At 71.5% G+C, this 14,097-nt stretch carries 10 protein-coding genes; 2 read left to right on the forward strand and 8 right to left on the reverse strand.

Features of this window, described 5'->3' with window-relative positions; all coding sequences use genetic code 11:
* Positions 1 to 52 precede the first annotated feature (52 nt).
* Positions 53 to 1,252, reverse strand: coding sequence for a neutral zinc metallopeptidase (locus tag KFLA_RS05045; protein WP_012918686.1), 1,200 nt, complete (start codon positions 1,250 to 1,252; stop codon positions 53 to 55).
* Between the two features lie 80 nt (positions 1,253 to 1,332).
* Between KFLA_RS05045 and KFLA_RS05050 the strand changes: the two genes are divergently transcribed.
* The gene (locus tag KFLA_RS05050; RefSeq protein WP_012918687.1) at positions 1,333 to 3,018 is read left to right on the forward strand and encodes a DUF2207 domain-containing protein; all 1,686 of its coding nucleotides are present in this window, start codon (positions 1,333 to 1,335) and stop codon (positions 3,016 to 3,018) included.
* Positions 3,019 to 3,080: 62 nt separating this feature from the next.
* Here KFLA_RS05050 and KFLA_RS37800 read toward each other — a convergent pair whose 3' ends face one another.
* The 3 genes from KFLA_RS37800 to KFLA_RS05065 form a co-directional block, all read right to left on the reverse strand.
* On the reverse strand, positions 3,081 to 5,192 hold the full coding sequence (locus tag KFLA_RS37800) for a neutral zinc metallopeptidase (RefSeq protein ID WP_012918688.1): 2,112 nt from the start codon (positions 5,190 to 5,192) through the stop codon (positions 3,081 to 3,083).
* A gap of 9 nt (positions 5,193 to 5,201) precedes the next feature.
* Positions 5,202 to 6,353 carry a neutral zinc metallopeptidase gene (locus tag KFLA_RS35365; protein WP_012918689.1) on the reverse strand — a complete coding sequence of 384 codons (1,152 nt, stop codon included), beginning with the start codon at positions 6,351 to 6,353 and terminating at the stop codon, positions 5,202 to 5,204.
* A gap of 110 nt (positions 6,354 to 6,463) precedes the next feature.
* Entirely contained in the window at positions 6,464 to 7,624 is a 1,161-nt protein-coding gene (locus KFLA_RS05065; RefSeq protein ID WP_237706735.1) for a neutral zinc metallopeptidase, read from the reverse strand.
* Between the two features lie 486 nt (positions 7,625 to 8,110).
* On the opposite strand from KFLA_RS05065, the gene KFLA_RS05070 reads away from it, so the two are divergent.
* The gene (locus KFLA_RS05070) at positions 8,111 to 9,790 is read left to right on the forward strand and encodes a DUF2207 domain-containing protein (protein WP_012918691.1); all 1,680 of its coding nucleotides are present in this window, start codon (positions 8,111 to 8,113) and stop codon (positions 9,788 to 9,790) included.
* A 42-nt stretch (positions 9,791 to 9,832) separates the two neighbouring features.
* Here the strand turns inward: KFLA_RS05070 and KFLA_RS05075 are convergent, their stop codons facing one another.
* The 4 genes from KFLA_RS05075 to KFLA_RS05090 all read right to left on the reverse strand — a co-directional run bounded on the left by KFLA_RS05075 (position 9,833) and on the right by KFLA_RS05090 (position 14,025).
* On the reverse strand, positions 9,833 to 11,122 hold the full coding sequence (locus KFLA_RS05075; protein ID WP_012918692.1) for a peptidase C39 family protein: 1,290 nt from the start codon (positions 11,120 to 11,122) through the stop codon (positions 9,833 to 9,835).
* Positions 11,123 to 11,194: 72 nt separating this feature from the next.
* A complete protein-coding gene (locus KFLA_RS05080; RefSeq protein ID WP_041289153.1) occupies positions 11,195 to 11,755 on the reverse strand; it encodes a GNAT family N-acetyltransferase in 561 nt (186 codons plus the stop codon).
* Between the two features lie 65 nt (positions 11,756 to 11,820).
* Entirely contained in the window at positions 11,821 to 12,666 is an 846-nt protein-coding gene (locus tag KFLA_RS05085; protein ID WP_012918694.1) for a lysozyme, read from the reverse strand.
* A gap of 120 nt (positions 12,667 to 12,786) precedes the next feature.
* Complete coding sequence (locus KFLA_RS05090) at positions 12,787 to 14,025, reverse strand: neutral zinc metallopeptidase (protein ID WP_012918695.1); 1,239 nt, start codon at positions 14,023 to 14,025, stop codon at positions 12,787 to 12,789.
* Positions 14,026 to 14,097: the final 72 nt, after the last annotated feature.

Genomic DNA, 14,097 nt, shown 5'->3' on the forward strand with positions numbered 1-14,097 from the left:
ACCGGTTGAACCGGAACCGAACGTGCCGCCACGGTGAGATGACGGCGGTGAGCTACTTCACCAGGTCGGCCGGGGCGGCGAAGGTGTTGCAGGCCTTGGCCTCGCCGACGTTGAAGCCGTTCAGGATCCAGAAGCCCTGGCTGGTGGCCAGGCCGTGGGTGCGTTCCGAGGGCGGGGTCTTCTCCGTCTCGCCGAAGCTGTTGCTGGCCTGGTACTCGAACTCCTTCATCCGCTTGGTGAAGGGATAACTCTTCGCGACCGCCCGGCTGAACACGCCGCCCAGGCAGGACGCCTGCACCTCGTTGCGCCGGGAGCTCTCCAGCTTCTGCTCCGGGTGGTCCTGCAGGTACACCGCGCGGGCGTAGAACAGGTCGGTGACACCCTGGATGTGGTGGCCGTACTCGTGCGCAATCGTCAGCAGGTACGCCAGGTCCTCCTCGGGACCGAACGCCTTGTTCATCTGCTGCACGTCGGTGTACATCACGTTGTTGCCGTAGCAGTAGAACGCGAGCACCCGGCCGGACATCGGCTTGAACGAGCCGCACGGCGTGTTCACCGGCTTGTCGAACACCACCAGCCCCGGGTCCGGCTTGGTCACGCCGATCTTGTTCAGCACCGGGCGCCAGCCGTCGTTCAGGCACTTGAAGAGCTTCTCGTAGTACACCTTCTGCGCGGCCAGGCTGCCGTCGCCCAGCTTCTCCGCCGGGCAGTCCAGCTCGCCGAGCCCGCCGGCCTGGTAGAGCGTGCTGTTCAGCAGGTAGTCCTCGGCGGTGCCCTTGTCCGGCTTGGTGGTCGCCGTGGGCACGATCGTCGGGCCGGCGGCCTGGGGCTGGTCGGTGCCGGCGCCGCCGACCAGCGTGGCGACGACCACTGCGAGCGTAATCCCCAGCATGGCGAGCGCGGAGAAGCCGATCAGCAGGAACTTGAGCGCACCGCCACGGCGCCGCCGCGGGGGCTGGAAGCCGTTGAAGTGGTTGGGGCCGCCGTAGTACGGCTGGGCCCACTGACCGGGGTACTGGCCCTGCGGCGGCTGACCCGGAAAGGGTCCCTGCTGGTACTGGCCTGGACCGGGATACTGCTGCCCCTGGTACTGGTACTGACCCCCGTACGCCGGCTGCTGCGGCTGGCCCGGCTGCCAGGCACCGGCCTGCGGCGGCGGCAGGATGCCGGGCGGCGGCGCCGGAGAACGCTGTCCCGGCTGCTGGTCCCGAGGACGGTCCTGGGGGCGGTCGTACCCGTAAGGATTGCTCACTGGTTCGGTGGCCCCTTCTGCGCCGGGAGGAACGTCGAGCGGGTTCGCTGGGCGAACCGCCCCGAGACTACCCTCGACCCATGTCACTGAAGCGCCGCCTCCTCCCGGCAGCCCTGCTCGTGTCCCTGACGACCCCCCTCGTTGCCCTCGGCACGCTGCCGGCCCAGGCCGCGGACGACCGGATCACGGCGTACACCGCGGAGGCGACGCTGACCGGCGACGGCGTGCTCAAGGTCACCGAGACCGTCGACGTCACCGCGGGCAGCGGCACCTTCAGCCGGACTCTGGCGACCCGGGTCCGCTCGGACGCCGAGGACGACCGGGTCTACGACCTGAGCAACGTGTCCGCGACCGTGAACGGGCAGCCCGCGGCCGGGTTCGCCGACACCGAGGTGGACAACGGCCGGCAGCTGTCGGTGCAGGTGTCCGGCCAGTCCAAGGTCGTCTACAGCTACGAGGTCGGCAACGTGGTGGCCGACTCGACCGAGGGCCGCACGGTGAGCTGGCCGATCGTCCAGGGCTTCGGCGCCTCGATCCCGAAGGCGACCGTGGCGGTGAACGTGCCGTTCGCGAGCTGGGTGACCTGCTTCGCCGGCCGGGTCGGCTCGAGCAAGCCGTGCACCTCGTTCCAGCTGGGCGAGTCGGCTGCCGTGGAGATCGAGCAGCTGCAGGTGCCGGCCGGTGGGCGGCTGACCTTCCTGACCGGCCTCAGCGACCAGGCGACGGTCCAGCCGAACGCCGCGTTCAAGACCCGCTGGACGCTGCACCACGCCTTCACCGCCGACAGCGCCACCCTCGGGCTGAGCGCGCTGCTGCTCGGCCTCGGCGTGCTGGCCGCCGCGGCGCTGTGGTTCTTCAAGGGCCGGGACGCGAGCCGGACCGGTGGCGGGGCGCCCGAGCGGCCGGTGCTGGACGGGCCCGACGGTCCCCAGTTCGCGGCGCCGGACGGGATCCGCCCGGGCCAGGTCGGCACCGTGGTGGACGAGTCGGCCGACGTCGTGGACATCACCGCGACCCTGCTGGACCTTGCCATCCGCAACTACCTCACCATCGTCGAGCTGCCCCGCGCGACGCCCTTCGCCCGGCTGGACTGGGAGCTGCGCCGGCTGAACGCGGGCGGGCCCGAGCTGCTGCCGTACGAGAAGGCGCTGCTGGACGCGGTCTTCGCCGACGGCGACACCGTGCTGGTGTCCACCCTCGGCCCGGCGCTGCGCCCGCGGCTCACCCTGGTCCGCGAGCAGCTGTACGCCGACGTCGTGACCCAGGGCTGGTTCGCGAACCGTCCGGACGCCGTCCGGAACCGCTGGACCACCGCGGGTCTGGTGCTGCTCGCCGCCGGCGTGGTGCTGACGATCGTGCTCGCGGTCGCCACGAAGTTCGGCCTGGTCGGTCTGGCCGTGATGCTCGCCGGGGTCGCGTTGTCGCTGGCCGGCCAGGTCGCGCCGGCGCGCACCGCGCGCGGCGCCGCCGTTCTCGGGCGCGTCGGTGGGCTGCAGCGCTACCTGGCCGCCGAGACCTCGGCGAGTCTGCCGCAGAGCCACCGGCTCGAGTTCGCCTCCCGCTGCCTGCCGTACGCCGCCGTGCTCGGGCTGACCGAGAAGTGGGCGCTGGAGATCGCCGCGACCGATGACGACGACGACCCGGACGCCGGCATCGGCTGGTACTCCGGCCCGGAGAACTGGCACCTGTCCGACATCGGCGAGTCGCTGTCGAACTTCGTCACCACCTTCGGCGGCACGCTGACCGCCGCGCGCCGGCTCTTCTGACCTCAGCACGAAGCCCCGGGACCCCTTGCTGCCAAGGGCTCCCGGGGCTTCGTCGTCCTGGGTCAGCTGGTGTACTGCGGGTTGGTGTTGAAGGTGTTGCAGAAGATCGGGTTCTTGTAGTTGAAGCCCCGGATCGACCAGCGGTTGTGGTTCACCTTCGAGCCGTGGTCGCGGACCCGCGGCTTGCTGAACTCGTCACCGGCGTTGGCGACGGCGAACTTCCAGCTGTTCAGCAGGTCGCCGCGCAGCGGGATGTACGGCGCGTTGGTGCCCAGGTACGCCGAGCCGAGGCAGGACGCCTGCAGCTCGCGCCGGCGCGACTCCAGCAGCCGCAGGTTCGGGTCGGCCATCGTCGCCTGCCGGGTGAAGCTGGCCCGGAAGATGCCGGTCAGCTGCTGGATGTGGTGCCCGTACTCGTGCGCGAACGTGTTCAGCATCCAGGCCCGGGTGTACATCGGGTTGATCCGGTAGTTCTTGTAGTCGACGTTGAACGGCATGTAGATCGCCTCGTTGGCGCCGCAGTAGAAGCCGCGGGTGCCGCGCTCGGTGCCGCACGGCGTCTTCACCTGGTTGGCGTAGACGATCACGTGCGGGGCGCGGAACGGCTGGCCGGACTTCTTCAGCGCCAGCCACCAGGTGCGGTTGAGGCACGGCAGCAGGCGGTTGTAGTACGCCTTGGTCGCCGCGAACGTGGTCGGCCGGTACGGCGGCTCGACGCACTTGGTCGGCTGCAGCACCCCGACCGAGTAGATCTTGTTCTTCGCCACCACCTCGTACGGCGTGAGCTGGCGCGGCTTCGGCTTCGGCTTCGGGGGCGGCGGAGGCGGCGGGGTCGGCGACGGGGTGACCGTGGGGGTCTCGGTCGGCGTCTCCGACGGGGTCGGCGTGGGGGTGTCGACGGCGACCGGGACGGTCGGGTCGTCCTTGTTCAGCTGGATCGCGGCGGTGATGCCGGAGCCGACCAGCACGACGGCGAGCGCGACCAGACCGATGAGCAGGCCCTTCGACAGCTGGCGGGGCTTGCGGCGGCGGCCGGGGCCCGGCGGCTGCGGGATCGGGATCGGCGGGTACTGCCAGGCCGGCTGCCCACCCTGCGGACCACCCGGACCTCCGCTTTGCGGCTGCTGCCAGCCGGGCTGGCCACTCTGCTGCTGGTAGCCCGGCGGGTAACCACCCGAGGTCGCACCCGACCACGGGTTCCCACTCTGCGACGACTGCTGCTGCCCGGTCGGCCCGGGCCAGGAACTCCCGGACTGCGGCAGCACCGGGCCGGTCGACGCACTCGGCCACGAACTGGTGATCCCGGCGCCGGTGCTGGGTGTGCCGGTGCCAGGGGTGCCCGCGCCCGGCGTCCGCGAGCCGGGTGCGCCGGCGCCGGATGCACCTGCGGCCGCTGCGCCCGCGCCCGCTGCGCCTGCGGCCGCTGCGCCTGTGCCGGCGGGCGATGTCCCGAGGCCCGGCGTACCGGCGCCGGATGCGCCTCCGTCGACCTGGCGCCCACTGCCCGGCGTACCGGCTCCTGGGGTGCCGGCGCCTGCGCTTGCGCCGAGGGAGCCGGAGGCGGCGGGGGTGCCGGAGGGGGAGGTGGGCTGGTTGCCGGTGTAGGACCTGCCGTAGCTGCCCTCGGTGGTGCCGTGGCGGGGGCCGGTGGGAGGCGGGGCCGAGTGCTGGCCGCGCGACGTGCCGGGCTGGCTGTAGGGCGGTTGGTTCCAGCCGGAGGTGCCACCCGGGGTGGCCGAGGGCTGAGTCGAGCCGCCCGCCGCCGGACCGCCGGCCGAGCTGCCGCTGGCTGGACCGGCCGAGGTGCCGCTGGCTTGACCGGCCGAGGTGCGGCTGGCTTGACCAGCTGAGCTGCCGCCTGCCGCGCTGGCGGAGCTATCGCCGGCTGAGTTGCCGCCTGCAGCGCTGCCGCCTGCGCCCGTCGGGGCGCCGGGGTGGCTGGAGGGCTGGTCGGACAGGCCTGGGGTGTACCACTGGGTGGGGCCTGGGGGCGCCGGCGGAGGGACGGGGTGTTGCGGGTCCGGCCGCAGGTACTCCTGCTGCTTGTCGGTGGACTCGGTCCACCAGCGGGGCGACTGGCCATCCCGGCGGGACGTGCCCTCTTCGCCGGTGGGCTGCTCGCCCTCGGGCTCCGACGGGTCCCGCCCCGGGGGTGGATTCCAGTTGTCCGACATCGATACTCCTCACGAGACCTTGCTGGCCGAAGCCGTGAACGTGTTGCAGTTGGCGCTGTTGACGGTGTTGAAGCCCTGCGCGGCCCAGTACTGGTGACTGACCCGCGCGCCGTGATCCCGCGGTCCGCCGCGGTTGTTCTCATCCCCGGTCTGAGCCTCGATGTAACGGCGGTAGACGGTCAGGTCCAGCCCCGTGATGCCGTACGACAGTTTGTTCGCCCCCATGAACGCCGCCCCCAGGCAGGACGCCTGCAGTTCGATCCGGCGGCTCAGCTCGAGCCGGGCCGCACGGTCCGGCGCGTCGTACTCGAGTTGCGCCGCGGCGGGCAGGATACCGGTGATCTGCTGCAGGTGGTGACCGAACTCGTGCCCGGCGGTGTAGGTCGCCCACATCCGGGAGAACGCGCGGCTGGCGTCGTCGGGCGACCGGTTCCACAGCTTGATGTCGTCCTCGAACTTCAGGTACAGCGTCCGGTTGGTGCTGCAGTAGAACGACACCGGGGACCCGCCGGTGCACGGCGACTGGACAGTTCCCGCCCAGAAGAGCACCCGAGGCGCCACGAAGGTGTCCTGGCCGGCCCGTACCAGCGGAGCCCAGGCCCGGTTCAGGCAGCCGACCAGGTTGGCGTAGTACGTCTGAACAGCCCCCGCGCTGCTCAACGTCGTCTGCCGCTCACGACAGTCGACCGACCGCTGCACACCGCTGCGGTAGAACCCGTCGGCCTGGACGATCTGCGCACTGCCCTGCGACGGCTTGCCGGCACCAGGGGTTCCGGCGGAGTTGTCGTCGGACCCGGTCGGTGTGCTGCCCGGCGTACTGGCCGGAGCCGTGCTGCTGGAACCACCCGGACCCGTCGCTGGTGCGACGGTCGGCACATTGTCTTCGCCGCGGAGCGCCAGTGCGGCCACGACGACCAGTACGCCGACTCCGCCGAGCAGCAGCAGGCTCCTGACCAGCCCGGACCGGCGTCGGCGAGCAGGTCCACCGTGCTGGAAGTGGTGCTGCCCACCGAACTCGGGCCCCCAGCCGACCGGCGGCAACGCAGGACCGCCGCCCGGCGTACCGGGCAGCGGGTAGCTGGCGTAGAGCGGTATCGAGCCGTCGGGCAGTGGACCCGGCGGAGGCGCTTGGGGTGGTTCGCTCCAGTTCTGGTTCGACACGGTCGTTCCTCATCCCCCCGGGACACCCAGGGCGTGATCCGGACGTCCCAGGCTATCCACCAGAACAGCTCCCCGTCTCCCGATCGGCCCGCCGGATCTCGCCGGTGGCCCTACTGCACCCTCGCCGAGGTCGAGGTGAACGTGTTGCAGGCGGCCGGGGTCCGGGCATCGTAGCCGCGCTGGGCCCAGTACCGGTGGTTCTCGGCGTTGCCGTGGTCGCGCCGGGGGTCGATGGTGTGGGCGATCAGCCACTTCCACTCCCGCTGAGCCTGCCCGGTGATCGGGTAGGTCCGCCGGTTGGCGCCGATGAAGACGTCACTGAAGCAGGATGCCTGCAGCTCCAGCCGCCGGGTCATCTCCAGCTCGGCCGCCCTGGTCGGGGCGTCGTAGCGCATGTCGTGATTCGCCTCGAGAATGCCGGTCAGGTGCTGGATGTGGTGGCCGTACTCGTGGGCGAACTGGTGCAGCATCCACATCCGGGCCCAGACCTTGCCGTTGCTGTGCCGGTAGCGGTTGTAGTTGCCGACGTCCTCGCGCAGGTTCATGTAGATGGCCTCGTTGCTGCTGCAGTAGAACGGCGGACCGGTGTCGCTCATCGAGCCGCACGGCGACTGGACGACTCCGGTGAAGGTCAGCACGGTCGGCGGCCGGAACTGGGCTCCGGACCGCTGGACCAGGACGGGCCAGGAGCGGCCGAGGCAGTTCTTCAGGTTGGCGTAGTTCGCCCGGGCGCCGGCTGCCGTCGACGGGCGCGCGTTCGACTCCCGGCAGCCCAGCGACGGCATCGTGCCGGCCCGGTAGATGCGGTTGCGGCTGACGATCTCGTAGTCGGTCGGGCCGCGCCGGACCGGCGGCGTGCTGGTGGTCCGGGGCGCGGTCGGCCGGGTCACTGTCGGCCGGGTCGGCACGGGCGTGGTCGGCGCGGTCGACGACGGTCCGGCCGTCGGCTCCTCGGTCGGGGTGCCGACCGGGGTGCTGGCCGGGGTGCTGGGGGTGGAGGTCGGGACCGGGCTGGAGTAGTCGTTCGGGCGGTTCTGCTGGGCGATCGCGGTGGCGATCGCCAGGCCGGCCATCGCCAGGCCGACGAGCAGGATCGGCACGACGATCCAGGGGGCCTTGCTCTTCTTCCGCGGCCGCTGCGGACCGCCGGGCGGGGGAGCGCCCCAACCGAGGCCGTGCGGGAGCTGCTGCATCGGCGGCGGTGCGCCGAAGCCACCCTGGCCCGGCTGCGGGTGCCACGGCTGCGGCGCCAACGGCCCGGGCGGCGGCACCTGCCCGCCGTACTGCGGCTGGCCTCCGTAGGGCGGTTGCCCCGGAGGCGGCTGGTTCCCGTACGGCGGCTGGCCGGGAGGCGGCTGGTTTCCGTACGGCGGCTGGCCGGGAGGCGGCTGGTTTCCGTACAGCGGTTGACCGGGAGGCGGCTGACTCCCGTACGCAGGCTGGCCCGGCGGAGGCGCGTACGGAGGCTGCCCGTACGGAGGCCCGGGCTGGTACGGCCCTTGCGGTGGCTGCTGGGGGTACTGCCCCGGAGGTCCCCACTGGTTGTCGGACACGCGCGCTCCATCGCCCCCGCCGACGGACACCGGCGCGGCCCGGGGCGCGGCCGCGCATCGCCCAGACGCTATCCGAGACCGGGCTCAGCCGGATCGTTGCGGTCGGCACGAGTCACGGTAGGGTGCCCGGTGCAAGCGGCCGCCGCACGCCGTACCGCGGTTGACCGATCCAACCTGACCCTCTCGATACGGTGTGATTGGGCGATGCGTCTACGTCTGCTCGGGGTGTCCCTGTGCGCTCTCGGAGTCCTGGCCGGGACCGGTGTCCCCGCCGGTGCCTCCGGTCTGAGTGGTACCGCCGACCCGGTGGTCACGAACTACGACAGCGAGGTCCGGGTCGAGCGCGACGGCGCGCTGAAGGTGTCGGAGTCGTGGAAGCTGAGCAACGTGACCGGGACGTTCACCCGGTTCCTGCTCACCCGTGACCACCTGCCCGACGACGTCGACCACGTGCAGGAGATCGCCGACCTGCAGGTGAAGGCCGGTGGCGAGACCAAGAAGGCCGAGGTCAGCACCGAGGGCGACATCACCTCGATCGCGGTCGAGGACGTCTCCGGCGACGCGCAGCTGGACTTCACCTACACCGTGCGCGGCGCGGTCGCGACCACGCTGAACGGCACCGAGCTGCGGTTCACGCCGCTGACCGGTCTCGCGCTGACCGTGCAGGACGCGAGCATCGTCTACAGCACGCCGCAGGTCACGCACGTCTCGTGCTTCGCCGGCGCGGTCGACAGCAACCACCCGTGCACGCTGGCCCAGCTGGGCGAGACGGCCGGTCCGACGTTCCGCCAGCAGGGCCTGCCGCCCGGCAACACGGTCCGGATGACGGTCGGCTTCCCCGAGGGCGAGATCGCGGCGAATGCGATCGTGGAGTACCGCAAGACCTTCCAGCGCGCCTTCTCGACCGACACCGCGCAGCTGGTCACCGCGCTGCTGGTGCTGCTGCTCGGCGCCGCCGCGCTGCTGGCCCTGTACCGGCTGCGCGGCCGTGACCAGGTCGACCCGCGCCGCGTGGTGCCGGCGTCGCTGTTCAGCCTCGGCCAGGACGCCCGGATCGACTTCACCCCGCCGGCCGACCTGCGGCCCGGCGAGGTCGGCACGCTGATCGACGAGCGGATCGACCCGGTCGACGTGACCGCGACGATCATCGACCTGGCGGTGCGCGGTCACCTGACGATCACCGAGCTGGAGCACGCGACGGAGTTCGCCCGGCCGGACTGGGAGCTCAAGCGGGTCGCGCACGCGCCGGCCGAGCAGCTGCAGCGCTACGAGAACGTGCTGCTGCGGGCGATCTTCGGCGACAACGACACGGTCCTGGTCTCCGAGCTCGGCAAGCAGGTCCGGGCCAACCTCGGCCAGGTCCAGGACGCCCTGTACGACGGCGTGGTGAAGCGCGGCTGGTTCACCGAGCGGCCGGACCGCACCCGCTCGCTGTGGGCCACCATCGGCATCGGCGTCACCGTGCTCGGTGTGATCCTGACCGTGCTGCTCGCCCTGTTCAGCACCTGGGGGCTGCTCGGCATCGCGATCACCGCCGTCGGCGTCGGCCTGCTCGCCGTCGGGCGGCACATGCCGGCCAAGGCGCCCGCCGCCGGCCGGGTCCTCGGTCAGGTGGCGGCGATCCGCGGCGAGCTGCTGGAGATGGACGTCAGCGAGCTGCCCAGCGACCAGCACGCCGAGCTGTGCTCCCGTGCCCTGCCGTACGCCGTCGTGCTCGGCGGCTCGGAGCGCTGGATCGACGCCCTGGTGGCCACGGACGTCGACGACAGCGCGGACGAAGGTTTCCACTGGTACCGGGGTCCCCGCGGCTGGCACCTGCAGTACCTGCCGGACTCGCTGCGCAACCTCACCACCAACCTCACCGGCGCGCTCTTCACCCGCTGACCTCCGCCGCGCGCTTCGCGGCGCGCGGCGGGGTCAAGGGCGTCACCAGTTGCTTTGGGCAACCGTCGCGGGCAGCGGTGTGCCGGCCGGGTGGATCACGTAGACCAGGCCGCCCGAGTGCGGCACCCAGGCGTTCTCGAACGCCTCCCGGTCGTACGTCGTGCGGACCTGGTCGTTGCTCGGGATCAGGTGCGAGGCCGGGTCGTTGACCACCACGTCGCCGTTCGGGGCGAAGCCGACGATCACCATCAGGTGTCCGTTCGTGCCGTAGCCGGCGCCCGGCAGGTCGCCCTTCTTGAACGACAGCGACGCCACCAGCGGGATGCCGGCCTTGATGAACTGCTCGGCCTCGGTCAGCGACCGGAGCCTGGTGACGAACGCGTCCAGCCCCCGCGTCCCGGCGTACGCGGTGTTGAACGGCCAGTTGCCGGCGCCGTCGTAGGCGTAGTCGAAGACCGACCGGGCGGCGTGGTCCACCTGCGGGTCCGCGTCGGCCGGGTCGACCCACGCGGTCTCGGCCGCGGTCGGGCCGGCGCCGTAGTAGTCGAGCACCATCGCGGTCGACGTCGCGGAGCACCAGGCCTCACCGCCGCCGTCCCACTGCGGGTAGTGCCCGATGTGCGTCTCCTGCGAGTACGTCGGGACGTCGAGCACCGTGCCCTGCGCCCCGCCGAGCGGGCTCACCGGAACCTTCTTCTGCTCGGCCAAGTGGGACGCCATCGCGCCGACCGAGCGGACAGTGGGCGTCGCGCTCGTCCCGCTGAGACGGTAGAGCGTCACCTTGAGCTGCCAGCTGTTGAGCGTGCGGCCGGTCGCGGCGACGAAGGTGTCGACGGCAACGGAGCCGTTGGTGTCGCCCTGGCTCGGCACGGACGTGCGGTGGATGTCGCCGGCCGCCGTGTCGTCCCCGCTGCTCCACCGACCCAGCACGTACCACTTGGTGGTCGTCCCGAGGTCGGTGCGGCCGGCCATCGACACCTCGGCCCAGGTGCCCGGCGGGGTGGTCGCGTTCCACGAGGCGATCAGCTCGGTCAGGCCGAAGCCGGGCCGCACTTCGGGCGACGTCCAGCTGGTCCGGTCGTAGCTCTTGGCCGAGCCGTCGCCGAACGGGTCGACGTACGCCGTGGTCCCGGTGGCCGTGCCGAACGTCAGGCTGCCGTCGGTCACGGTGGTGCCCTGGTGGTCACCGGCCAGGAAGTCGGCGGTCGACGACCAGGCGCGGTAGGAGATGTCGCTGGTCAGCGGCACCTTGGCGGCCTCGCCGGGTACGGCGGTGAGGCTCAGCACGACCACCCCGGTGATCAGGGCGGCGAGAGGTCGGGTGGCGGTCATGCTTCGACGGTAGACCCCCGGCGAGCGGCTGTCTCGGTGAACGCGTGCCGTAAATAACGCCAGTTCGGTAAGTTACTTACTGCGACGCGTCCACTCGTCGGCGAGCATCGCGAAGACCAGCTCGTCGGTCCACTCGCCCTTGAGGAACTCGTTGCGGACGAAGTGCGCCTCCTGCCGCATCCCGAGCCGGCGCAGCAGGTTCGCCGAGCTGGTGTTGCGGTGGTCCAGGCGGCCGATGATCCGGTGCATCCCGAGCTGCTCGAAGCCGAGCCGGAGCAGCTCGACGGACGCCTCCGAGGCGTACCCGTGGCCGTGCGACTCCGGGTGGAAGACGAAGCCGATCTCGCCGCTGCGGTGCTCCGCGGAGTGCACGAACAGCGTCACCTCGCCGAGGTGCTGCCCGGTCTCCCGGAGCACGGCGGCCAGCGTGAGCGCCTGGCCGTCGGTGTCCATCGCGACGTCGGCCAGACGGCCGGCCAGCGACTCCCGGACCTGCTCGGGCGTCTTCGCGTCGTAGAGCAGGAACCTGGCCACGTCGTCGTTCGACTGCAGCTTCAGCAGATCGTCGTAGTCGGCCTCGGTGTAGCGGCGCAGGATCAGTCGGTCGGTCTCGATCGGCAGCGAGAAGGGCATGCCGTGACGATAGGCCCAATGCCGGACCGCGGCACCCGGTTTAACCGGGCGCCGCGGTGCGCGGTTCATCCGTTGGCGAGTGCCACCAGCCGGGTCTGGTCGCCGTTGAAGCGGTTCTGGTCGATCGGGCTGGAGCTGTACTGCCAGAACGTGTAGTAGGGCCAGCCGCCCGGCAGAGTCCCCGGCGCCGAGGCGTACCGGGCCACCCAGAGCGGGTTGGTGCCGTTGAAGGCGGTGCTGTTGCCGGTGCACCGGCTCCACCAGTCGAGGTTGGTGTAGATGACGGCGTCCCGGCCGGTACGGGACTTGTACGTCGTGAGGAAGTCCCGGATCCAGCTCACCATGCCGGCCTGGGTCTTGCCGTAGCAGGTCGCGCCGTACGGGTTGTACTCGATGTCGAGCGCGCCGGGCAGGGTCCGGCCGTCCCGGGACCAGCCGCCGCCGTGGTCGACGAAGTAGTTGGCCTGGTTGGCGCCGCTGGAGTCGTCGGGGGTGGCGAAGTGGTACGCGCCGCGGATCATGCCGACGTTGTAGGAACCGTTGTACTGCTGGGCGAAGTACGGGTTCGTGTAGTAGTTGCCTTCGGTCGCCTTCACGTAGGCGAACCGCTTGCCGGCGTTCCACCACGACGCCCAGTTGACGTTGCCCTGGTGGCTGGAGACGTCGATGCCCTCGACCGTGGCGGCCGGGGCCATCGCGGCCGGGGCGATCGCAGTGGTGGGCGCGGTGGTGCTGGGCGTCGACTGGCGCCAGCCCATGAACGCCTCACCGGCGCGGGTGATGCCGTGGGCACGGGCTTCGGGGGTGGGCTGGTGCGGCGCGTCGGGGCGCGCGGTGGCGAGGGTGGAGCCGGTGAGCGGGGCCAGGAGCAGGCCGAGCGTGACGGCGGCACCCGTGACGAGGGACTTCACGAGGGACCTCCACAGAGAGCACAAAGGGGCGGGAATGAGCGCTCGCGGGGGTCTTACCCGTTCGGAGGTAGGAAATAACCGCCGATCATCGGCTATCTCGTGAAATGTTGACAGTCGTGGTCAGCGGACCTTGTCGGAGGTGGCGGTGAAGGTGTTGCAGGCGGCGAGGTTGCGGCTGTTGAACGCGCGGTTCACCCAGTACGGCTGGACCTCCCGGCTGCCGTGGTCGCGGACCGGGGCGTACTCGTCGCCGGAGTTCGCGGTGAGCCAGTTCCACTGCCGTTTGAGGCTGCCGGTCACCGGATAGCTCTGCCGGTTCGCCCCGATGAAGATCGCGCCGAAGCAGGTGGCCTGCAGCTCCTTGCGCCGGGCGAGCTCCAGCTCCTTCGCCCGGGTGGGTGCCTCGTAGGCCAGCTTCCGGTAGGCCCTGAGCGTGCCGCTGAGGTACTGCACGTGGTGGCCGTACTCGTGCGCGAGCGTGTCGAGCATCGCCGCCCGGTGGAACGCGCGCGACTGCGGGTGGGAGGACCGGCGGTAGAGCTTCACGTCATCGACCGCGTCCATGTAGATGGTCTCGTTCGCCGAGCAGTAGAACGCGCTGGGAGCGCCGCCGCCGCACGGCGAGATGGCCGGCCCGGACATCGCCACCAGGTTCGGGGACCGGAACGGGTCGCCCGCCGCCCCCAGCTGGGGCCGCCAGGCCCGGTCCAGGCACGCCTTGACCGGCAGGTAGTAGGAGCGCGCACCGGCCACGCTGGAGGCCTGCACCCGGGGCTCCCGGCACCCCGCGCCTCGCTGGACCCCGACCCGGTAGATCTTGTCCCGGGAGGCGACCTCCCACGCGGTCGGCTCCCGCGGCGGGGGCGGCGTGGTCCGGGTCGGCCGCGGGACCGTCGGCCGGGAGGTCGGTTGGGTGACCGGGGCGCTGGGGTCGGGCGATCCGGGCTGCTCACTGGGCGCTGGGTAGCTGTACGTCGGCTGCGGTTGCGGCTGGGCGTAGTCCTTGTGCCGGTTGTGCTTGTTGATCACGCCGATCGTCCACAGCCCGGCCACCAGGGCGAAGCCGAGCACGATCGGCACCGCGATCCAGGCCTTGCTCTTCTTGCGCTTCGGCGGCTGCTGGCCGAACTGCGGCCCCCAGCCGAAGCCGGGACCACCCGGCGGAGGGCCGAACTGCTGACCGCCGTACTGCGGGTACTGCGGCTGGTACGGCTGCGGCCCCTGGTACTGCGGCTGCCCGTACTGCGGCTGCCCGTACTGCTGCGGCTGCCCATACTGCGGCGGCGGCCCGTACTGCGGTCCCTGCTGGGGCTGGTACGGCGGCTGCGGCGGGCCGTACGGGGGCTGCTGGTTCGACAAGGTTCCCTCCTTCGACGCAGACGGTAGCCGCCGGAGGGTCCGCCGGAGCCGGGTCCTGCCTGGGGAGAATTG

The sequence above is a fragment of the Kribbella flavida DSM 17836 genome, assembly GCF_000024345.1.
Classification (GTDB): Bacteria; Actinomycetota; Actinomycetes; order Propionibacteriales; family Kribbellaceae; genus Kribbella; species Kribbella flavida.

Coding starts and splice junctions, on each gene's coding strand:
- KFLA_RS05070 (WP_012918691.1), top strand. CDS start 8,111: ATGCGTCTACGTCTGCTCGGGGTGTCCCTGTGCGCTCTCGGAGTCCTG.
- KFLA_RS05080 (WP_041289153.1), bottom strand. CDS start 11,755: ATGCCCTTCTCGCTGCCGATCGAGACCGACCGACTGATCCTGCGCCGC.
- KFLA_RS37800 (WP_012918688.1), bottom strand. CDS start 5,192: ATGTCGGACAACTGGAATCCACCCCCGGGGCGGGACCCGTCGGAGCCC.
- KFLA_RS05075 (WP_012918692.1), bottom strand. CDS start 11,122: ATGACCGCCACCCGACCTCTCGCCGCCCTGATCACCGGGGTGGTCGTG.
- KFLA_RS05050 (WP_012918687.1), top strand. CDS start 1,333: ATGTCACTGAAGCGCCGCCTCCTCCCGGCAGCCCTGCTCGTGTCCCTG.